Consider the following 21,190-nt stretch of genomic DNA (forward strand, 5'->3'; position numbering starts at 1 on the left):
CGAAGCTACTCGGGGAAGGGCGCCAGCCGGATCAATGGCGCGAATTGGGCTGTGGAGAGCAGCCATCGGGCGCGGCCGTCGGGGACGGCGGCCGCTTCGGCGCGCAGGGCGGCGATCATGTGCCGCTTGAAGTCGTGGCGGGGGTGGCGCAGCAGCAGTTCGGCCACCCAGTCCGGCGCCAGGTCGGCCATGCGCAGGCCCAGCACGTCCACGCCCGCGCCCGCGGAGACGAAGCCGAGGTCGTCCGGCCGATCGGCGACGCCGATGGTCAGATGGGCGGCGATGGCTGCGCCGATGGTGTGCGCCTGTTCGGGTGTCGCACCGGCGCCTTCGGCGAACTCGACCGCGCGCTCCGCGCCCGTGACCGCGAAACACCTTCCCGGCGTTGGGTGTTCGAGATTCAGATCGTGCAGCAGGCACGAGACGTAGGCCAGTTCGTCGTCGTAGCGGACGCCGTCGAGTTCGGCGAGCGCGCGTCCGAAGAAGTAGCTCCGGTAGGAGTGTTCGAGGACGTGCGGCGTAAGGCGTTCGCGCGCTTCGTTTTCCGCGGCGCGTGCCAGCCGGGAGTCGGGGAGTCGCAGGTCGGTGAAATCGACGCGGCCCGCGCCGCGGCGGCCGATGGCGAGCCGGACCTGCCCGGCCACGATGCCCGGCAGCGCTGTGACCAGCTTGCCGGTGAGCTGTCTGCGCTGGCGGCCGGTCAGTGCGCCACCGGTTTCCGTGGCCCATGTCCAGTCCATGCCCGCGGGCGCTCGGTTGTCTTGTGCTGGCGCGACCACGCCGACCTCCTCCATCTCGGTGGTTCTCAGTGAACCGGTCACCCGCGGCTCGGGCCAGTGGCGTGAATGACAGCAATGCTCCGATTCATGCCAAACTGAGGGCGTGAAACAGGTGGTCGCCCTCGCCTTGGACGGCGTCATGACCTACGACCTGGCCTGCGCGGTCCAGGCGTTCCGGCACGGGCCCGACAAGACCGGGGAGGGCCGCGGCTTCGAGATGCGGACCTGCGGTATCCGACCGGGGCCGGTGTGGACGCCCAACGGCTTCGACCTGCGCGTCGATTACGGCTTGGAACTGCTCGACGAGGCCGAGATCGTGGTCGTCCCGGGGATCGGTCTGCCCACCCTGCCGCCGCCGCCCGAGGTGGTCGACGCGCTGCGGGCGGCGGCCGAGCGGGGCGCGACCATGGTGAGCATCTGCGTCGGCGCCTTCGTGCTCGCCAGGGCCGGTCTGCTGGACGGGCGGCCCGCCACCACGCACTGGGCGTATTGCGCGGAGTTCGCCGAGCTGTTCCCTGCGGTCCGGCTCGACCCCGGCGCGCTGTACGTCGACGACGGCGACGTGCTCACCTCCGCCGGTCTCTCCGCGGGCCTCGACCTGTGCCTGCACCTGGTGCGCCGCGAACTCGGCGCGGGCTTCGCGGCCGAACTCGCGCGCTGGAACGTGACACCGCCGCACCGGGAAGGTGGTCAGGCGCAATACATTCCGGACGCGCTGGGACGTTCCGGCGACGGCGCGTCCGGGCTTGCCGCGACCATGGCCTGGGCCGCCGCGAATCCCGCTGTGGCTCCGGATGTTTCGGCGCTGGCTCGGCACGCCCTGATGAGCGAGCGGACGTTCATCCGGCGTTTCAAGGCCGAGGTGGGCGCGACGCCGCGGCGCTGGCTGGAGGCGCAGCGCACCGCGCGGGCGCGCGAGTTGCTGGAGACCACCGACCTGCCGGTGGAAGTCGTTGCGGCGCAAGCGGGTTTCGGCAGCGTCACGGCATTGCGCACGCATCTGCGCGCCGCCACCGGTGCGACGCCCGCCGGATATCGCCGATCGCTGCGCCGCTGACCGCCCGCCCCACCCGGCTGCGGGAGGTTTGCCGACGCTGACCTATCCTGACCTTCGATATCGGCTTCACAACCGATCGGCGCGCCGATGCTCGAGCGAGCCGAACGGAGGAACTACTTCCCTATCGCCGTCGCGGCCCAGGCGCCCCGGGCGAGCGGCGCACAGACGCGTGAGAGGTGGTTGGAGCAATGACCGATCTGGAGTGGGACGCGTCCGAAGCCCCGTTGGTGACCGGCGTCGAGTTGGCGGCGGCGAGCACGCCCCTTCGCCGCGCCGCGGGACGGCTGGAGCAGGCGCTGCCGCCCGGCTGGCGGGTCGAGGTCGTCGACGCGCCGAAGCGACCGGACCGACACGACACGGCGGCGTTGCGGGTCGTGATGCCCGACGACTGACCGGGGGCGAGCCGAGTTGCCCGCCCCCGCCATGAATCGGATGTCTACCCGGTCCAGCCGAGCGGCATCAGCAGCGACTTCTGCTCGCAGAACGAGTCGAGTCCCTCGGGACCGTTCTCGCGGCCGAGGCCGGAGTTCTTGTAGCCGCCGAACGGCGAGGTCGGATCGAAGGCGTACCAGTTGATCGCGTAGGTTCCGGTGCGCACCCGCGCCGCGATCTCGGCGCCGTGCTCGATGTCGGTGGTCCACACCGAACCGGCCAGGCCGTAGGCCGAATCGTTGGCGATGGCGACCGCCTCGTCCTCGGTCTCGTACGGAATCACCGAGAGCACCGGGCCGAAGATCTCCTCCTGCGCGATGGTCGACTTGTTGTCGACGTCGGCGAAGATCGTCGGTTCGACGAACCAGCCGCGATCCAGGTCGGCGGGCCGTCCGCCACCGAGCACCAGCCGCGCGCCCTCGGCCTTGCCCTTGGCGATGTAGCCCTCGACGCGTTCGCGCTGGCGCTCGGAGATGAGCGGGCCGAACTGGACGGACGGGTCGGTGGGGTCGCCGGTCTTCTGGGTGCGCACGTGTTCGACGAGCGCGTCGAGGATCTCGTCGTAGCGGCTGCGCGGGGCGAGGATCCTGGTCTGCGCGACGCAGCCCTGGCCGCTGTTCATCAGACCCGAGAACGCCAGCACCGGGATGCTCGCCGCGATGTCCATGTCCGGCAAGAGGATCGCCGCCGACTTGCCGCCGAGTTCCAGCGAGACGCTCTTGAGCTGCCCGGTGGCGATGGCGCCGATCTTGCGGCCGACCGCGGTGCTTCCGGTGAAGGTGAGCTTGTCGACCCCGGGGTGCGAGACCAGGTACTCGGCGACCTCGGCATCCGCAGGCAGCACCGAGAGCACGCCTTCGGGCAGACCGGCCTCGGTGAAGATGTCGGCGACCATGTTGGCGGTCAGCGGGGTGAGCGGCGCGGGCTTGAGCACCACCGTGCATCCCGCGAGCAGGGCGGGGGCGAGCTTGTTGACCGCGAGGAACAGCGGCACGTTCCACGCGGTGACCGCCGCGACGACGCCGCGCGGTTCGCGCGTGACCCGCGTGGTGCCGAAGCCGCCGACGCGCGTCTCCTGCCACGGAAACGTGTGCGCCAGTGCGGCATACGCGTCCAATGCCGCGGTGGCCGGTATCTGGTTGAGCGTCATGGCGATCATCTGCGGCGCACCCATCTCCGCGGTGAGCGTCGCGAGCAGATCGGCCGAACGCTGCTCGATCAGGCGCGCGGCCCTGGTGAGCACCGCGGCGCGCTCGAGCGGCGGAGTCGTGGGCCACGGGCCGTGGTCGAAGGCGTGGCGCGCGGCGGCGACGGCGGCGTCGACGTCGGCCCGCTCCACCACGGGGACGCTGCCCACCGGCTCGACCGTGGTCGGTGAGATGACCTGAAGGCGTTCGGTGCCCGCTGGCGCGGTCCAGCGGCCGCCGATGAACAAGCTGTCGTAATGCATGAGAACACGTTACAATTTTGTCGCCCGCTTGTCTGTAACCTGTTTCAGTTTTCTCTCCGCGCACCCATCTGACCTGGACGAATTCCAACCTTTCGGTTCGCTTTCCCCGAGAACGCACTATTGCGTTCTGTTGCTGGACAGTGGATGCTGTAGCTACTCACCAGCTCCCTCCCGCGTTTTCCGGCCGAACCGGCTTCGGCCGAACAGGCATTGATCCGAGACCGTAATTGGGGTGAACGTGTCATGGCGGTGCAAGTGATCGGCCGGTCGTTGATGACCAGCGATCAGACCGAACACCAGGCGAAGAGCGTCGGCTCGGGCGGTTGGGTGGTGTCCTTCCTACCTGGGCGCACGCTGACGATCGAGCAGGCCACGGCGGCGATGCAAGCCGCAGAGGCGGTCGCCGTCGTCGGGCTCCTCGCCGATCAGGTCGGCCTGACCGCGCTGGAGACGGTCGGGCTGGCCATTCAGGAATCGCCGTGGGAGCAGGACTCCACGGGCGTCCGCCGTTGGCGCCGCGGTTGGCTCGCGCGGCAGTAGCCGGTCAGGCCGATTTCGTCGCGACAACCACGAGGTTGCTGACGGCCAGCTCGCGCACCGCGGGCACGCGCACCAGCCACCAGGCCCAACGCGGGTGGTAGCGCGGGAAGATCGTGTGCACGTCGGCCGAAGTTGTTGCGGCCCAGCGCAATCCCTCGGAAGCGCGGACCGCGAACAGCGACTCGCCGTACCGGTTCTTCGGTTCCTTGCCCTGCTTGCGGCGGTACCGGCGCGCGGCGTACTCGCCGCCGAGGTAGTGCCACGGTCCGGTCTCGTGCCCGCCGAACGGGCCTAGCCAGACCGTGTAGGAGAGCACGATCAGTCCGCCGGGGCGGGTCACCCTGACCATCTCGTCGGCCATCGCCCATGGCTGCGGGACGTGCTCGGCGACGTTCGAGGAGAAGCAGATGTCGACGGCGTTGTCGCGGAAGGGCAACGCCATGCCGGAGCCGCGCACGGCGCCGGGGACGGAAAGGCCTGCGGCGTGCATCTCCGAGGGGTCCGGTTCGACGGGAATGTAGCGGGCACCGGTCTTGGCGAATTCGTCCGCGAAATAGCCGGGGCCGCCGCCGACGTCCAGGATCGTGGTGCCCGCGAGGTCGGCTCCGGCGATGTCGGCGTAGAAATCGCCGATCATCTCGGCGGTGTCGGTGGCGAGGCCGCCGTAGAAGCGCGCCGGGTCGGTCTGTTCGAAGCGGAAGCTGCCGAGTAGTCGCAGCGACCGGCGCAGCGTCGCGCGTCGCGCGAATCGGGGCGCGTCGGACGGTGTGATTTCGGCTCTCAGCACGGCGCCGAGTTTCGCACAGGGGGTCGGGAGCGCGGTGTGTGGGTTTGTCCGGAAGGCGGCCCGGCGCCGCGCGCACCGGACCGCCGCTTCGGGGGCGGTCAGCCGACGCCGCTGCTAGCGCCACGTCGGCGCTGCCGGACGAAGTCCGTCATCAGCCGCGCATGGCCGGAGCGAAGGCGGAGGTACGCCTTCCGGTCGAGGTGGACGACGTGATCAGCGCCAGGATCATGCCGAGCAGACCGTCGAGGTCGCCGCCGTTTCCGGTGCCGCCGCCGGTCCTCGTCCGTGCCATTTTCATGGTGTTCTCCTCATCGTGATGGCCGGTCAGCCTTCGACCGGCCTTGCCCTGAAAATCGGGGGTGGCGGGAGGGTATCCGCATCCGGCTGTGAAATGAGGATGTTTCAGACAAATTCGTGAAAATCGCTTCGAATCGGCGGTGACGTGCCAGGATGAGCGGATAGGGCCCTTGACCGATGACCTTGTGCGTCCCTTCGCATGCGCTCCGGCGGTGCGCGGACTATTACCGGACTTCGCACGCCTGTGCCCGTTATTGTGTAGCCCGATGTCCGTCGACCCCCGGCGAGACCCACCGACCGAGAGAAGCTCCACCGTGCGCGAAGTCCTCCTGCTCTGCTGGCGTGACACCGGGCACCCGCAGGGCGGCGGTAGCGAGCGGTACCTGGAACAGGTCGGCGCGCAGCTCGCCGCACGCGGGGTCAAGGTCACGCTGCGCACCGCTCGCTATCCGGGTGCGCCGAAGCGGGAACACATCGACGGCATCGACATCAGCCGCGGCGGCGGACGCTACACCGTCTACCCGCGCGCCCTGGCCGCCATCGTCCTCGGCAGACTCGGCATCGGACCGCTGCGCGGGGTGCGGCCCGACGCGGTGATCGACACCCAGAACGGCATTCCGTTCTTCGCGGCCGCCGCGACCAAGGCGCCCTCGGTGGTGCTCGTGCACCACGGGCACCGAGAGCAGTGGCCGGTCGCCGGTCGGCTGGTCGGGCGGATCGGCTGGTGGATCGAATCGCGACTATCCCCGCGGGTGCACCGCGAGAACCAGTACCTGACCGTGTCGCTGCCCTCGGCGGAAGAGCTGGCCACCCTCGGTGTGGACCGCTCGCGCATCGCGGTGGTTCGTAACGGGGCTGAACCCGTTCCCGCCGACGTTCCGACCGGCGCCGCGGCGACCCGCACGTCCGAACCGCGCGTTGTGGTGCTGTCGCGGCTCGTGCCGCACAAGCAGATCGAAGACGCGCTCACCGCCGTCGCCCGGCTGCGCGACCGGATCCCCGGCCTGCACCTCGACGTCGTCGGCGGTGGCTGGTGGGCCGAGAACCTCCAGGCCACCGCTCATGAGCTGGCCATCGACGACGCCGTCACCTTCCACGGACACGTCGACGAACGGCGCAAACACGAACTGCTCGCCCGCGCCTGGGTGCACGTGCTGCCCTCCCGCAAGGAAGGCTGGGGACTGGCCGTCATCGAGGCCGCCCAGCACGGCGTCCCGACCGTCGGCTACCGCAGCTCCCGCGGACTCACCGACTCCATCGTCGACGGCGTCACCGGCCTGCTCGTCGACGACGTCGCCCAGCTCACCACCGCCGTCGGCGACCTGCTGGAGGATTCCGCGGCGCGCGGCGTGATGGGGGAGAAGGCGCGCGCCAGGGCAAGGGAGTTCTCCTGGGAGCAGACCGGGAACGGTGTGTACGAGGTGCTCGCGGCGGTGTCGCGCGGCGGGCATGTGTCGGGATTGGTTGCGGCGCCAGCGGATTGAGATTCGCCGCACGGCATCGCGCGATAAGCACGTTCAGCGTTGGCGGCTGCTAAGTCTCGGCGCGGGACGCCCGTCGAGCGACAAGGGCGAGTGCCGGGCCGCCGATCACTAGTACCGCCCAAAGAAGGTGTGCGGCGATCGCGATTTCGCGGTGGTTCTGGGTCGAAGCGGTGATTTCCGGCCCCGGGACTTGGTAAAGGGCGAGCTGGTCGTCGGTGTAGATCGGGTCCAATTGGGCGAGTGCGGTTTTCGATTCGCCGAGCGGGCCGGGGGTGGTGCGCTCGACCAAGACCCATTCGACGCCGAGTCTTGCCAAGTCCTGGGCCGAACCACCTTGTAGGAGCAAGGTTTCCACGTCGCGGGCGCGAGTGCCTTCGCCGGAGACCGTGCGGCCGCGGACCGGGAGCTCGCCGGTTTGCAGCACGTCGTTGGGCAGCATGCGGGGCGCCGGATCGAGGACGGGAGCGGTGCCGGAGTAGGGAAATTTGCGGAACATGCCGCCGGGAAGGACTGCGATGTCGCCGGGGGTGGTGATGAGTTGAGCGACGTTGTGCCAGGCGGGGGGATAGTGCACGGGGCGGAGGGCGTTGCCGATGCCCCAGGTGAGGTCGAACAGGGGGAGGATGAGGAACACGATGAATGCCGTTGCGGTCACGAAGGTTCCGCCTTTGGCAGCGCCTTCGTCGTGCAGTGACCGCCGGGCCGAATAGGTCACCTCCGGAGCCGGCGTCAGGGGTTCTTCGCTGCCATCGGCTGCGTTCGTCACCGCCGAGGGCGACCCCATCATGGCCTGCGCTGTGCCGTGTCCAACTGCTTCAGCGAATTCGGTTACGGCAGATGAAGCTTCGCGCTTCTCCTCGGCGGCACTCTCCGTTCGGCGAAGGAGTGCGGTGAGCGCGGTGCAGCCCGCTGCCGCGCACAGGGCGTAGGCGGGCACGGCGAGCGCGACGTACTTCTGCGTGTCCCGAAGCAGTCCGGCCCCGGGCACATTCACCACCAACCACTCCATCGCCGCCATCCCCCAGCCGGTCGCGGCGAGCGCGGGCAGCACGACGGCCGCGGCGGCCAGCGCCAGCAGGGCGCGACGAATGCGCAGGCTCTCGGGCCCGCCGGTCTCGGCGGTGGCGACCGCACGGAGGCCGGTGACGACGATCGCCAGGAGCAGCACGGTGGCGAGCAGTGCCAGCGGCGTGGTGCGCGAATCCGGCACGGCCTCGCCGTTCCAGATGCCGCCGAGACCGGCCAGCGAACCCAGCGTGCCGAGCCCGGGTTCGGCACGCGCGGCGAAGGCTGGAATGCCCGCGGGATCGGAGGGCTCCGCGCCCGCGCCGGACAGCGCCGTCGCGGTCAACCAGGGAGCGGACGCGGCCACCAAGAGGACGAGCGTGCCGAGGAGATGCCGACGGTGCACCGTCACCAGCGCGGTCACGCCCGCGAGCAGCGCTCCGGTCGGCGTCAGCCCGGCCGCCGCGAAACACCCGGCCAGTCCCGCCCACGCGCCGACCGTCGCCGCGTCGGGTCGCCATCGCCCGCCGGGGTGCTGGGCCGCGAGCCGCAGCCGATAGGCAGCCAGCGCCGTCCACGGCAGCGCCGCGTACCCCGCGATCAGACTCCAGTGCCCCTGCAAGAGCCGCTCGGCCACGTACGGATTCCACAGCGCCACCGTCACCGCGACCAGTTGTGCGGGAAGCGGCGCGCGCAGCAACTCCCGCACCAGCACCGCCGCCCCATACCCGGCGGCCCACAGCGCGAGAACAAGAATGGCCTTCACGACCAACCCGCCGTCCACGAGCGGCGACACGGTCGCCAGCAGCGCGTCCTGCGGAACGGCCCGCGGCGCGGAATCCCCCAGCCCCAGCGCCGACTCGGTGAGATACGACCGCGGCGTACTCACTGCATCCCGTAACAGCAGATACCCGGGCCCGAACAGCGGCCCCATCATCACGCCCACGAGCACCGCGCAGAACCCGCCCGCGATCACCCGCGCACGCAGTCCCGTACCGCCGTCACTCACGACCCAGAACCCTACGACGCCCACCCGAGCCCGTCCCGTCGGCACCGTGCCGCGCCGCGCGGGACCACTCGACCGCGCTTGCCTGAGCGCCACAGCCCGGGCCAGCCATCAGGCCGGGGCTGCCCCCGAGAGCTGTTCGGCACACCCGCCCGGGGCCACCGAGTGCAGCGCGGGCTGCGGTCAGCGCTGCGGCACGGCCTATGGGAGTGGGGTGCGGGCCGCTCTCACCAGGGTCGCGCGCGCGTGTTTCGGATTGGGTGGGACGATTGCGGGATGTCTGTGGTTCGTCGTCCTCCTGTGGTGGCGGATCTGACGTTGGTTACGGCGGGAGCGATGACCGCCAACGTCGCCGGTTACCTGCTGCAACTGTTGGCCGGGCGGTGGCTCGGCGTCACCGGGTACAGCGAGTTCGCGAGTCTGCTGGCGGTGCAACTGCTGTGCGCGGTGCCGGCGCTTGCTTTGCAGAACGTGGTGGCGCGCGAGCGGGTGCGGGGGGCCGAGGTGTCGGCGCTGCGCGGTCTGCAGTGGCGGTGCGCGCTGATCGTCGCGGTGGTGGCGGCCTTGTTGGTCCCCGTGGTGACGGTCGCCCTGGATGTGGGTGTGGTGGCGTGCGCCGGTGCGCTGGTCGCCGCGCCCGCGCTGGTGCTGCTCTCCGGTGAGCAGGGAATCCTGCAGGGCGGGAGGCGCTTCCGTGAGCTCGCGGTGGTCCTGGGTTCGGCGGGTGTGGCGCGGGTGGCGCCCGCGCTGGTCGTGCTCGCGCTCGGCGGCGGGGCCGGGGCGGCCTTGTGGGCGGCGGCGCTCGGGCTGGTCGCGGCGGCGATCTTCGCGCGTGTGCTGGCAGGTGCGCAGACGGCGGAGAGTGAACCCGGCGAACACACCGTCGGCGTGCTCCCGGTGCTGCGGGCCGCGCAGGTGCAGGCCGCGCTGATGGCGCTGTCCTCGGCCGACCTGATCGTGGTGCGGATGGTCCTCGACGAGGTCGACGCCAGCCGCTACGCCCTCGGCGCCATCGCCACCAAGATCGCGTTCTGGCTGCCGCAGGCGGTGGGCGTCGTCCTCTATCCGCGGATGGCCCAGCCGACCCACTCCGCGCGCGCCATCCGCGACGCGCTCGCCGTCCTCTCCGCCATCGGCATCGTCGCGGTGCTCTGCGCAGCACTCGCCGCCCCGATCGCCCCGCTGCTCGCGGGCCAGGACTACGCGCCGATCCAAGGCCTCCTGTGGCTGTTCGCCATGCACGGCGCCATCCTGGCGGTGCTTCAGGGCGCCATGCTCTCCGCGATCGCCGTCGACCGCACCGCCCTGGCCGCCGTCACCTGGCTCGGCCTCGCCGTCGAGGTCACTCTCATGGTCTCCTTCGCCCGCTCGGTCCCGTCGCTCATCGTCACCGCAGTCTCCGTCGCCGCCGCGACCACCCTCGTGGTCGCCGTAGTCGTCCTGCGCACCGCCGACCACACCCAGCCCGCCGAACCCCAACCGGCGACGGACTGACCCACGCCGAACGCACGGTAATCCCGAGTACAGGGCGTTCGCCGGAGGATGGATCTCGGGGCGCACCGGTGAATTTCGCGCGGATCCGGCGTCAATGTCTCTGGATATACCGAACGAGATGATCATGCGCCTGCCCCATGGTGGCCGCCGGGTGATCTCGTCGACGCAGAGAGGAATCCACGCATGACGAGACCGTTTCGATTCGGGGTGGTCGCTCCGCTCAGAACGGACCTGCCGACGTGGCGAGATCGCGTGCGCCGCATCGCCGACAGCGGCTACTCGACGCTGCTGGTGCCCGACTTCCCGCAGATGCAACCGGCGCCCGGTCCCATGCTGGCCACCGTCGCGGCCCTGACCGATCTGCGCGTGGGCACCTGGGTCTACGCCTCCCCCTTCCGGCCGCCCTGGCTGACGGCGTGGGAAGCGCACTCGCTGTCGCTGCTGACCGAGGGCCGCTTCGAAATGGGTATCGGCACCGGCAGACCGGGAATCGAGGACGAGCTGCGCGACAAGGGACTGCCCGCCGTACCTCCGCCGAACGAACGGCTGGCCCAGATACGTGAGACCGTCGAGACGCTGCGAGATCTCGACGGCCCCGACCGTCACACGCCCGTGGCGATGGCCGTATTCGGTCCGAAGGCCCGGGCGCTGGCGGCCGAGGTCGCGGACACGGTCACCTTCGCGCTGGGGGATCAGCCGCGCGGCGAGGTCGAGCTGCTGGCACGCGACTTCCGCACCAACGGGGACATCGAGCTCGCACTCGCCGTGCCGGTCATCGGTGACTCTGTCGCGCCGCACATGGCGCACCCCAGCACGAACCCGGCTGCGCTTCGCGCGGCGGACGCACTGACCGTACTTCCGGATGATCCGGCGGCCGCCGCCGAGGAAATCCAGCGGCGACGGGAGGAGATCGGCTTCTCCTATTTCGTCTTCGGCGCCGATTTCGCCGAGAGGTTCGCTCCGGTCGTAGCCGAGCTCGCCGGACGGTAGCCGGACAACTCCGCACAAACGAAAACGGCTCCCCAACCTGGCCGGGGAGCCGTTCTCAGAACTCGCTGAACCTCAGAGGTTCTTCTTCACATTGATCTGCTCGGTCGGAGCGTCGTCCGCACCGCGCGGCGCGGTGCCACGCGAGGGAGCGGCCGAACCGCTCGGCGGCAGGTTGCCACCGCGGACCGGGCGGGCCGGAGCGGGCGCGTTGCCGCCGCGAACACCCAGGATCACGCCGACGATCGCCAGGATCACGCCGAGCACACCGAGCACGATCGGCATGATGCGGCCGTACAGCGAGAGACGGTCGATGTTGTCCTGGGCCACCGCCATCTGCGACTCGACGGTGTTCTCGTCGAAGACGATGTTCGACTTCAGCGCGGTGACGTCCGGCTTGTCGCCGCTGCGCGCGTAGAACAGGTGCAGCTGCTCGCCGCCCTTGATGACGGTGCCGGTCTGCGGCTCGACCCACAGGTCACGAGTGTTGGTGTAGAAGCGGGTCATGGTGACCGGCTCTTCACCTTCGAGGCCCCACTTGGCGGCGGGCAGCGAGAGGCGGTTGGTCGGCGCCTGCGCGACGTCCCACAGGTTGGTGACCGGGATGGTCTGCCGGAAGTGGTAGACCTTCATGCTGTTGATCTCGGTCTCTTCGACGAAGTCGATGTCGAAGGTCGCGCGCGCGTTCAGGTCGAAGTACGGGTACGACTTCTTCTCGGTGCCGATCGGGAAGCGGTACTGCAGACCGGTGTGCTGCACGGGATCGGCGATGCTCTCGCCTTCCTTGTTGACCGTGGTCGCGATGGAGCCGTTGGGCTCCTTGTCGACCGGCATGCCGGTCTTGCGGTCGATGGTCACCCGGTCGACGACGGCGGTGAGCAGGCCGGTGTCGCCCTGTTTGTCGATGCGCCGCAGGGTCTGACCTGCCTGGATCGTCATCTCCGTGGCGTCGGAAGGCTCTTCGACCGTGACGAACCGCTGAGAGATCAGCGGAACGTTGGAGTCCACCTTGGCCGCGCCTTCGGGCGCGGTCAGCGACCTGGAGTCGAGCACGAGGCTCTCCGAGCCCTGCTGACTGTTCGCGATGGTGGTGATCTCGAGGTCGAGAGGAGTCTTGGCCAGTTTGTCGACGGTGTACGTCGGGATCATCAGCGCCATCACGATGAGCAACGCGCCGAGACCCACGAGCAGGCAGGCCACCGTCCTTCTGGTACCGGCACTCAGTGCCATGCAAACACTCCTCGTCGTAGAACACAGGTCGGTGCGTAGTACTGCGGGCAGTCCGCGGCACTTCGTGAGCCCCGACACTAACAGTCCTTTGGCGTACCATGCGGTGCCGAGGCCGGAATCCGACCAGAAATCGCCCGAGTTTAGCGCGAAAAGTGAAACGAGTAGTTCTCACCTGGAAAAATTCCCCGGCAGACTGGAGCTAGATGACCGCCACCCTCGCCGCCCGAAACGCGGCCGCGAACCCGGCGCGGACGCGCGGCTTCGTGCCCGCGCTGGAAGGTATGCGCGGCATGGCGGCGCTGGGCGTGTTGCTCACGCACGTCGCCTTCCAGACCGGTGCGACGGGAATGCCGGTGCTCGGCCGGATCTGGGAACGCTTCGACATGGCCGTCGCGGTGTTCTTCGCGCTCTCCGGATTCCTGCTGTGGCGCCCGCACGCGACGGCGGCCCGCGACCTCGGCGCGGCCCCGTCGGTGGGCTACTACCTGCGACATCGCGCCGCGCGCATTCTGCCCGCCTACTGGGCGGTGGTCTGCTTCGTGCTGATTCTGCTGCCGAGCGCCGCCGATACCGCGGGCTGGCGGGTGTGGGCGTCCAATCTGGCGTTGACGCAGGTCTTCGTGCCGCTGACGCTGACCGATGGGCTCACCCAGATGTGGAGTCTCTCGGTCGAGGTGGCGTTCTATCTGGTGCTTCCGCTGTTGGCGTTCGCGCTCGTCCGGTTGCGTGGGAAGTCGGCGCGCTGGCGAGCGCCGGCGGTGCTGGCATTGGCGCTGGTGAGCCTGAGTTGGAACTTCCTGCCGGTGCCGACTCCGGACGCGATCCACGCCGACAACTGGCTGCCCGCGTATCTGCCGTGGTTCGCGGCGGGCATGCTGCTCGCGGAGCTCGTCGACGATGTTCATCCGCTATCAATCTGGCGGCGTATCGGCGGAAACCAGCTGCTGATGTGGACCGTCGCGCTGATCGCCTTCCTGCTCTCGTCCACCGATTTCGGCGGACCCGCGGGACTGACCCGCGCCGAACCGTGGCAGTACGCCGCGAAGATGGCCCTCGGCGCGATCATCGGCTTCGGCCTGCTCGCGCCGCTGGTTCTCGGCGACCGGAAACATCGCTGGCTGGAATCCTCCGTCGCGGCGACCCTGGGCCGCTGGTCCTACGGCATCTTCCTCTGGCACCTCGCGGTGCTCACGATCGTCTTCCCGGTGTTCGGCATCCTGCCGTTCGGGGGGAACTTCGTCTACGTCCTCGTTCTGACCGTCGCCATCACCTTGCCCGTGGCGGCGGCCAGCTACGCGCTGGTGGAGGAGCCGTCGCGGCGGTTGGCTCGCCGCATGGATCGTCGGAAGACCGAGCGGAAGGACGCGGGGGTTGCCGCGGAGGAGCGGCCGATCAGCCCGCGCGGTGTGCCGGATCCGGCGCAGGTCGGAGCGCCCTGAGTCGGGCGGTCTCTCGCAGTGGTCGTGTCCGAGTGACTGAAGGTAACGTTCGGTCGGTCTTGCGGGGTGAAGGTGGCCTTCGGTCGGTTACCGCGCCGACCATTCTGGAAGCGGCACTAGTCCGCGACTTCGAGTTGGCGGCGCATGTCGACCAGGTGGTGACGGAGCTCGTGGAGGGTGTGCACCGCTAACCAGCGCAGTGTGCGGGCCGATCGTTCGGGATAGGTATAGACGAGTTCGCGATCCCAGTCGGCGGGTCCGAGCCGGTCGAGCACATTGCCGAAAAGCATCGCCGCGTCGCCGAGTTGCCTCGCCACGTCTTCCGGGTGCTGTTCGGCGTATCCCTCGTGTTCCACGCGCTCGTCCCGTCCCATCGGCACCGCCGTCGGCCGATGCTCCCGCCGCGCCGCGAGTGCCCGCTCGCGCTGAGTCAGCAGGACATCCCTTACATGGCAGGCGTATTCGAGTGGCGACCATATTTCGGGGCTTACCCGGCGTCGAAGGCGTTCGGGATCGAGCGCGAGCAGTTCGCGGTATTCCGCGACACAATCCTCTGCGAGCCGGGAGGTCTGGTTCGCGAGCTCGAGGTCGTACTCGAAACCGCATTCGGCACAGTCGGTCACGGCTGTGGACGTTACCGATACCGCGCTCCAGCGTTCGCGTTACGGGAAATGCCGCACATGGGGGCGTCTCGACCGCCCCTTGTGGGCCAACCGGCCTCTCCTGTGGGGCCTACCCTCGCCGCTGTTCAGCTCGGCATGCTCGAACCGCACTGGATCCAGCGGCTGCCCTGAGCACCTGACATGAGTCGGACCTTGTCAATGGTCGAACCACCATTTCTCTCCCGTCGATAGAGAAATGGTTTCGACGGGAGAGATATGGCGGCTGAATCCGGGTCTACAGCCACCATTTCTCTCCCGTCGACTGGACCCGCCTCGGGCGGGGGTGTGCTCAGCTGGTTCGGCGCGGAGGGAGGGCGGCGAGGCCGACCGCGATCACCGCGACCAGCGCGGGAAGCTGGACCCACAGGGAGTGGCCCATGTAGCCGTCGGGCGCCCGCCACGGGCCGGTGGACAGTACGGCGGCCGAGACGGCGGTGCCGAGTCCCGCTGTCGCGGCGAGGAATCGGACGGTGTGCCGGGCGGCGAAGTGGGTCGCGGCCAAGCCCGCCGCCGCGAGTCCCGTGCCGGCGGGACCCGCGATGATCGTCGCGGCTGCGATGAGGCCGAGTGCGCCCACGACACGGCTTCGCCACGGGCGGGGTGAAGTGGGCTCGTCGGCCGAAACCCGACGCCCGCGCGGCACCGCGAACAACGCCAACGGCACGAGCAACAGCAATCCGCCGAAAATCCCCAGCCGATACCACCGATCCACCGGGAACGAGATCGTGATCGGCCCCGCGGCGTCCGCGGGCAGCAACCACCCCTGCTGCCACCCGTCCACCACGATCGGCGCCAGCGAACGCCCATCGGCGGTGTGCGCTTCCCAGCCGACGTTCGTGCTCAACGGCAATACCAGCAGCCGAAGATCCGTGGTCGGGGCGATGGGCTGGAAGTCGGTGCGGTTCAAGCGCAGCCGGTCGACGGAGAACAATTCGGTAGGCGCGACGACGACTTCCGCGCGACCTTCCGGCACGAGGAGGACTTCATCGGAGCACACGCGCGCGGAAACCGGTGCGCCGGAACGCAAGTCGCCCACGGTCGCCGTCACGGATGTGCCCATCGTGCGTCCGCCCATGGCGATCGTCGGCCCGGCCTCGCAGGGCACGGTCACCTCGCGGTCCAGCCCGGCGGGCGCGGGATAGTCCGGCCCGAGCACCGCCACTTCGGCGATGCCGGGCGGCTGGGTGAGCGCGAAGCCGAGAGCGGTCTTGTCCAGCACCGGCTTCCAGCTCTGCACGCTGAGCTCGATCCGATCGGTGACCGTCGGATATAACGAGATGCGCGCCGGTTCGCCGGAGTCGTCGAGCTCGCGGACCTGCGGACCGTTGCCGAGGTTCACCGACACCGAGGTCGGCGCGGCGGGCAACCCGCCGAGCGACGGTGTGATGTCGAGGCCGGTGACCAGCGCGGGTTCGGGCAGCTCGATGGTGAGAGTCGGCTTGGGGCCGGTGATGTCGCGCACCGAGTCTTCCGGCGCGGTCCAGGTGGTGCGGGGATCGCCGTCGGTCGCCGCGAACGCGGAGCCGCGCAGGTCGCCGACGTCGGCCTTGCCGCGCGCCACCGGCCTGCTGCGGTCGGTGAGCAGCGCCTCCAACGCGGGCCCCTGCCGGGTCCGCACGGTGAGGTCGGGGACGACCGTCATCGGCGCGGGCGAGTCGAGGGTGCGTTCGAAGAGACCGGGCTCCTCCGGCGCCAGCGCCAGTCCCTTGCTGCACCGAACCCGGTCCGGCGCGTCGAAACAGGCGCTGCGACCGGGGAATTCCTGGCCGAGGTCCCAGGCCGTCACCTGCGCGTCCTCGGGGGTCGGCGGCAGGACGGTGTGGTGCCGGATGTCCACGCGGACGGGGGCGTCGCGGACGCTGTAGTCGTCGAGGGTCAGCTCGCTGATACCGAATTGGCCACCGCCGGAACCGCCTTCGGTGCGGATGGCGGTGATGGTCAGCCAGTCGGCACGCCCGGCGGGCAACGAAATGGACACCTGCGCACCGGGTTCGGTGATCCGCGCCGAGACACTGCCGTTGGCGGTGCGCACCTCGACCCACTTCACCGGGTCGCCGATCGCCGCCGAGCTGGTGGTCAACCGCAGCAGCCCGGAGCTGATCGGTTCGTCCAGGTCGAGCCGGAGCCATTGGCCGACAGCGCGTTCCGTGCCGTTGCTGATCCACGCCGTCGAGGGGTCGCCGTCGACGACCGCCGCGGTCGAACTGCCGGGCGCCGCGCCGCCGAGCTGGGTGGCGTCGGCGGCGGAGCTGGACGCGGTCACGGTCGCGCCGGACCATTCCCCGCGCACCAGCTCCGCGCCGGGCACCGAATAGTCGGGCACGAGGTTGTGCGTGCGCCGGGCGTCGTCGGGCGCGCGCAGCGCCGAATTGTGGTTGTCGACCTTCCCGAAGTCGGCCTCCCGGTCCATCGGCGTATCGGTGACGGTCACCGGTCCGATCGGCAGACCGGCGCGGGCGGCGTCGGAGGTGAGCAGAGTCGGGCCCGGTGCGGCGCCGTCGCGGTCGAGTCGCTCGAGCACTTCGGGTCCGCCCTGCACCATCGGGACGTCGCTGAGCGGAACCGTGTACGCGCCGGGGAACGAGTCGGGAGCCCCGGTGCCGGACCGGATTTCGACGTCACTGCCCGCGGGTGGCCGAGGTTCGACCCGGTAGATCTCGACCGCTCGATACGCCGGTCGCAGATCGTTGTCGGCGACCAAACCGTCCGCGATGACGTTCGTTTCGATCGGCGACCCGAACTCGGCGACCTTCGTCAGCCCGGGCGATCCCTCGATCGCCCGGTGCGCGAGCAGGGGCCTGGTCGATCGCGAGGTCTCGGGGTCGAGATCATTGCGCAGCACCAGGATTCCGATGCCCTGATCGGCGAGCGTGGCGGCCAATCCCGCCGACGGGCGTCCGTCCGCGATCAGCCGCTGCACCGAGTCCATCGCGCGAATGGTGCCCGGCGGGTTCAGCGGCACGGCGTCGCGCACCGCCCACGGCGTGCTCGCCAGCGCTTGCAGCGGCTCGTCGCGGGTCAGCCCCCAGACCTGGCTGCCGAAGGGCGCACCGGGCACGACCAGCGCGCGGGTGTCGGCGGCGTTCTCGGCCAGCCAGTCCGCGGTCTCGTGCCAGTAGCCGGGCACCTCGTCGTAGGCGCCGCGCGGGGCAAGCTTGCCGGTCCAGGCCAGCGAGGTGGACAGCGCGAGCGCGGTGAGGATCAGTCCGGCGACGGCGACCATCCGATCGCGTTCCGGATGGGCGAACGCGCCGCGCCACGCCGGAAGCGGCACCGAGGCGGGCAGTGGCACCCGCGCGAGAAGATGCGCCAGACCGAGCACCAGCGGAATGCGGATCAACGGCTCGAGTTTGTGCACGTTGCGCAGCGGCGCGCCGGTCGAATCGAGGAAGACCCGCACCGAATCGGCGAACGGACCGCTGAGCTCGCCGACGTATCCCGCGCAGATCCCGACCAGCCCGACGAGCAGGATCAGCGCCAGCCGCCCGCGATACGGCATCGACCGCATGGCGAGTCCGGCCATGCCCGCGGCCGCGAGCAGGCCCGTGGCCAGCACCGCGGCGGGTTGGGTCACCAGGACCGCGCCCGCGATGCGTTCCGGCGAGACGAACGGGGTCCAGCTGTCGGTGCCGCGCAGCACCTCTGCCAGCGACGCCCACTGCGTGGTCACCCCGGAGGATTCGATGTAGTCCAGGAACGGCGGACTCACGCGGCCGAGCAGCAGCAGCGGCACCGCCCACCAGAACGTGGCGAGCACCAGCAGCGGAATCCAGGCCGCCGTGAAACGCCACCAGCGCTTGTTCGGCTTGTACGAAGCCCACCACAGCAGCGCGGGCAGGAACGCGGCGACCGTGGCCACGGCGTTCACCGCGCCCATCAACGCGAGCGCCAGCGCACTGCCCGCGGGCGACGCCGCGCCGCCCCGCTTGCGCCGCCGATACGCGGTGCCGAGCGCGGCGGGGGCCAGCAGCACCCACGGCGCGAGCACCATCGGCAGGGTCTCCGAGGAGATCGAGCCGAGCGTGGTGAGCACGCGCGGGGACAGCGTGTACGCAACCGCCGCGATGATCCGGGACCCGCGGCTGCCGAGACCGAGCGCCTCGCAGAGCCGGACGATCCCCCAGAACCCGGCGAGCAGCAGCAACGCCCACCAGATCCGCTGCGTCACCCAAGCGGGCAGGCCGAGCAGATCTCCGGCCGAGAAGAACGCGCCGTGCGGGAAGAAGTACCCGTAGGCCTGGTTCTGCACCTGGCCCATCGGGGCCTGGCTGCTCCACAGGTGCGCGGCGCGGTCGAGGAAACCCAGCGGGTTCTGCGCCAGGTCGTACTTCGTGTCGGCGACCGTCAGTCCGGGCGCCTGCAAGAAGGTGAGCAGGAACGCCACGACAACCGTCGCGGCGAACCATCGTCTACCGAGCGGCGCGGCCTCGGACGGACCCGAGGCCACACCGGAGGAGCCGAGCGAGTCGGCGGGTGAAGCGGAGGTCAGCGGCTCAGCGGCTGCCGTACTCAACGTTGTTGAGCAACGAGGAGTCCGCGTCGCCGCTGCGGTCGATGTCGGGGCGCGTGTTCTGCTGCACCGCCGCGGTGATCACGAACACCGCGATCGCGCCGAGCACGGCACCGGCAACCGCACTCGCAACACCAGGAACAGCAAACTTCATCGCGGCTCTCCAATACATCGGGACAGGCAATTCCGGGTCAACCTACCGCATGATCCGCGCTCAGGGTGAGCAAGGTGACAATCCGGCGTCTCACAATATCGGGGTAACCCGGATTACTCCGGCACGGCGCACCCGAGTCCGCCCAGGAAGGTGCGCAGTTTGGCGGTGGTTTCGTCCAGCTCGGACCGCGGTTCGGAGGCCGCGACGATGCCGCCGCCCGCGTAGGCGCGCAGCGCTCGGCCGTCCGCCGACAGTTCGGCGCAGCGGATCGCCACCACCCATTCGCCGTCACCGTGCGTGTCGCACCAGCCGACCGCGCCGCCGTAGAAGCCGCGGTCCTCCTCGACGTGGTTGATCGTGTCGAGGGCCAAAACGGTGGGCGTGCCGCAGACCGCGGGCGTGGGATGCAGCAGCAGCGCCAGATCGAGCGCGGTGGTCGACGGGTCGCGCAGGGTGCCGGTGATCGGCGTGGCCAGATGCCACACGTCGTGCGTATTGACCAGCTGCGGCCCGTCCGGGATGGTCAGCTCGGCGCAGACCGGCGTGAGCACCTGCCGTATCCATTCGATGACGAACGCGTGCTCGTCGCGGTTCTTCGTGCTGGTCAGCAGGTTGGCGGCCTGCGCGGCGTCCGCGTCCGGATCGGCGCGGCGCGGCAGGGTGCCCGCCAGCGGGCGCAGCGTCACGGTCGCGCCGTGCCTGGCGACGAGAACCTCCGGCGTCGCGCCCAGCAGCGTCGCGCCGGTGCGTCCGGCGGGTGAGAGATCGACCGCGTAGACGTTGGCGTGCGGGTGCCTGGTGAGCAGCTGCGCGGCGACGAGTTCCGGATCGAGCGCGCGGTCCGCCTCGGCGAGCACCGAGCGGGCGGCGACCACCTTGCGCAGCGGCTGGTCCGGATCGTTCAGCTGCTCGACGAATTTCGTCACTCGCGCGATATGTTCGGCGGGACTTGGTATTTCGGTGACCACCCGCACCGCGGGCAGCTCGGGCAGCGCGGCGGGACGCCACGGACCCGCGGTGTGCTCGGCCCGCTCGGGCGCGGCGAGCGCGGCGGGTCGGTTGGGATCGAACGGCAGCGCCCCGACGACGATCTCCGCCGCGCCGTTCCGCAAGGCTTTGCGAGCCCGGTTCGCGTCGTCGAAGGCCGTCCGGATCCCGGTCGCGCGCATCACGCCACCGGGTTGGGCGAGCAGGAATCCGTTCATGACCCCTCGACCATAGCGGCGCGCGACGACCGCGGGCGCGTATGAGCGACCGAGATCACGGGTCAGAATTCGCGCTGCGGTTCCTTTCCGGGCGGAACCATCAGCACCGGACGGTGGCAGTGCTTCAACACCGCGTCGGCGACGCTGCTGTGCAACAGGGCGCGGATGCCCGTCGCGCCGCGGGTGCCCGCGACGATGATGTCCACGTCCAAGTCGTCGGCGCATTCGACGATGGCGTTCCAGATGGTCGTGGTGCATTCCGCGGTGCGCGCCTCGGCGTTCAGTCCCGCGAGCTTGGCCAGGCGCACGCCCTCGGTGTTGATGTTGCGGGCGTCGACGTAGGCGATGTCCTCGATCTCCTCGTCGGGCACCCACTCGGGCTGCATCACGCCCGACAACCCCGACAGCCGAGCGGCCTGGCGCACCATGGGTTCCCAGGCCGTGAGCACAACGGCTCTGTTCGCGGAGAGGAACCGGCCGGCGTATTCGATGGCGCGCTTGGCGTTCTCGGAGCCGTCGTAGGCGATGAGCATCAGATCGCAGGGCACGGTGACCTCCTGGTCAAGTCTCCTGGCTATGGAACCGACACTACCCCCGCGCCACGGTCCCCGGCGGCTGCGGCGCGCAGGGATAATCGGCCTTGGGAACACGGTTGAGCAGCGGAAACCGGGA

The 21,190-nt window shown here is 70.0% G+C and carries 18 protein-coding genes; 7 read left to right on the forward strand and 11 right to left on the reverse strand.

Annotated elements, in window-relative coordinates:
* Nucleotides 1–5 precede the first annotated feature (5 nt).
* Nucleotides 6–794 carry an HD domain-containing protein gene (locus tag FB390_RS07035; RefSeq protein ID WP_425465899.1) on the reverse strand — a complete coding sequence of 263 codons (789 nt, stop codon included), beginning with the start codon at nucleotides 792–794 and terminating at the stop codon, nucleotides 6–8.
* Between the two features lie 88 nt (nucleotides 795–882).
* On the opposite strand from FB390_RS07035, the gene FB390_RS07040 reads away from it, so the two are divergent.
* Nucleotides 883–1,836, forward strand: a complete 954-nt coding sequence (locus FB390_RS07040; protein ID WP_141808213.1) for a GlxA family transcriptional regulator — start codon at nucleotides 883–885, stop codon at nucleotides 1,834–1,836.
* A gap of 188 nt (nucleotides 1,837–2,024) precedes the next feature.
* A complete protein-coding gene (locus tag FB390_RS07045; RefSeq protein ID WP_141808214.1) occupies nucleotides 2,025–2,228 on the forward strand; it encodes a hypothetical protein in 204 nt (67 codons plus the stop codon).
* A gap of 44 nt (nucleotides 2,229–2,272) precedes the next feature.
* Here FB390_RS07045 and FB390_RS07050 read toward each other — a convergent pair whose 3' ends face one another.
* On the reverse strand, nucleotides 2,273–3,718 hold the full coding sequence (locus FB390_RS07050) for an aldehyde dehydrogenase (RefSeq protein ID WP_141808215.1): 1,446 nt from the start codon (nucleotides 3,716–3,718) through the stop codon (nucleotides 2,273–2,275).
* Nucleotides 3,719–3,961: 243 nt separating this feature from the next.
* Here FB390_RS07050 and FB390_RS07055 point away from each other — a divergent pair, with 243 nt between their 5' ends.
* Nucleotides 3,962–4,258, forward strand: a complete 297-nt coding sequence (locus FB390_RS07055) for a hypothetical protein (protein ID WP_141808216.1) — start codon at nucleotides 3,962–3,964, stop codon at nucleotides 4,256–4,258.
* Between the two features lie 4 nt (nucleotides 4,259–4,262).
* Here the strand turns inward: FB390_RS07055 and FB390_RS07060 are convergent, their stop codons facing one another.
* The gene (locus FB390_RS07060) at nucleotides 4,263–5,045 is read right to left on the reverse strand and encodes a class I SAM-dependent methyltransferase (protein ID WP_141808217.1); all 783 of its coding nucleotides are present in this window, start codon (nucleotides 5,043–5,045) and stop codon (nucleotides 4,263–4,265) included.
* A gap of 151 nt (nucleotides 5,046–5,196) precedes the next feature.
* Entirely contained in the window at nucleotides 5,197–5,343 is a 147-nt protein-coding gene (locus tag FB390_RS33425) for a hypothetical protein (RefSeq protein WP_185756964.1), read from the reverse strand.
* Nucleotides 5,344–5,656: 313 nt separating this feature from the next.
* On the opposite strand from FB390_RS33425, the gene FB390_RS07065 reads away from it, so the two are divergent.
* A complete protein-coding gene (locus FB390_RS07065) occupies nucleotides 5,657–6,826 on the forward strand; it encodes a glycosyltransferase family 4 protein (RefSeq protein ID WP_141808218.1) in 1,170 nt (389 codons plus the stop codon).
* A gap of 49 nt (nucleotides 6,827–6,875) precedes the next feature.
* Here the strand turns inward: FB390_RS07065 and FB390_RS07070 are convergent, their stop codons facing one another.
* A complete protein-coding gene (locus FB390_RS07070) occupies nucleotides 6,876–8,840 on the reverse strand; it encodes an MmpA family trehalose lipid delivery protein (protein ID WP_185756965.1) in 1,965 nt (654 codons plus the stop codon).
* A 333-nt stretch (nucleotides 8,841–9,173) separates the two neighbouring features.
* Here FB390_RS07070 and FB390_RS07075 point away from each other — a divergent pair, with 333 nt between their 5' ends.
* Nucleotides 9,174–10,331 carry a polysaccharide biosynthesis protein gene (locus FB390_RS07075; protein ID WP_246123897.1) on the forward strand — a complete coding sequence of 386 codons (1,158 nt, stop codon included), beginning with the start codon at nucleotides 9,174–9,176 and terminating at the stop codon, nucleotides 10,329–10,331.
* 183 nt (nucleotides 10,332–10,514) lie between these two features.
* Complete coding sequence (locus FB390_RS07080) at nucleotides 10,515–11,321, forward strand: LLM class flavin-dependent oxidoreductase (RefSeq protein ID WP_141808220.1); 807 nt, start codon at nucleotides 10,515–10,517, stop codon at nucleotides 11,319–11,321.
* 72 nt (nucleotides 11,322–11,393) lie between these two features.
* Here the strand turns inward: FB390_RS07080 and pgfA are convergent, their stop codons facing one another.
* Nucleotides 11,394–12,548, reverse strand: a complete 1,155-nt coding sequence (pgfA, locus tag FB390_RS07085; RefSeq protein ID WP_141808221.1) for a cell envelope lipid trafficking protein PgfA — start codon at nucleotides 12,546–12,548, stop codon at nucleotides 11,394–11,396.
* 203 nt (nucleotides 12,549–12,751) lie between these two features.
* Between pgfA and FB390_RS07090 the strand changes: the two genes are divergently transcribed.
* On the forward strand, nucleotides 12,752–13,987 hold the full coding sequence (locus FB390_RS07090) for an acyltransferase family protein (protein ID WP_141808222.1): 1,236 nt from the start codon (nucleotides 12,752–12,754) through the stop codon (nucleotides 13,985–13,987).
* A 116-nt stretch (nucleotides 13,988–14,103) separates the two neighbouring features.
* On the opposite strand, the gene FB390_RS07095 is transcribed toward FB390_RS07090, so the two are convergent.
* From FB390_RS07095 to FB390_RS07115, 5 genes are all read right to left on the reverse strand, one after another.
* Entirely contained in the window at nucleotides 14,104–14,610 is a 507-nt protein-coding gene (locus FB390_RS07095) for a DinB family protein (RefSeq protein WP_141808223.1), read from the reverse strand.
* Nucleotides 14,611–14,938: 328 nt separating this feature from the next.
* Nucleotides 14,939–19,096 carry an alpha-(1->3)-arabinofuranosyltransferase gene (locus FB390_RS07100; RefSeq protein WP_141811602.1) on the reverse strand — a complete coding sequence of 1,386 codons (4,158 nt, stop codon included), beginning with the start codon at nucleotides 19,094–19,096 and terminating at the stop codon, nucleotides 14,939–14,941.
* Between the two features lie 46 nt (nucleotides 19,097–19,142).
* The gene (locus FB390_RS07105) at nucleotides 19,143–19,313 is read right to left on the reverse strand and encodes a DUF2613 domain-containing protein (protein WP_084483063.1); all 171 of its coding nucleotides are present in this window, start codon (nucleotides 19,311–19,313) and stop codon (nucleotides 19,143–19,145) included.
* A gap of 113 nt (nucleotides 19,314–19,426) precedes the next feature.
* On the reverse strand, nucleotides 19,427–20,518 hold the full coding sequence (locus tag FB390_RS07110; protein WP_141808224.1) for an isochorismate synthase: 1,092 nt from the start codon (nucleotides 20,516–20,518) through the stop codon (nucleotides 19,427–19,429).
* Between the two features lie 62 nt (nucleotides 20,519–20,580).
* A complete protein-coding gene (locus FB390_RS07115) occupies nucleotides 20,581–21,066 on the reverse strand; it encodes a universal stress protein (protein WP_097246494.1) in 486 nt (161 codons plus the stop codon).
* Nucleotides 21,067–21,190 lie beyond the last annotated feature (124 nt).

Origin of the sequence: Nocardia bhagyanarayanae (assembly GCF_006716565.1) — a bacterium.
Taxonomy (GTDB): domain Bacteria; phylum Actinomycetota; class Actinomycetes; order Mycobacteriales; family Mycobacteriaceae; genus Nocardia; species Nocardia bhagyanarayanae.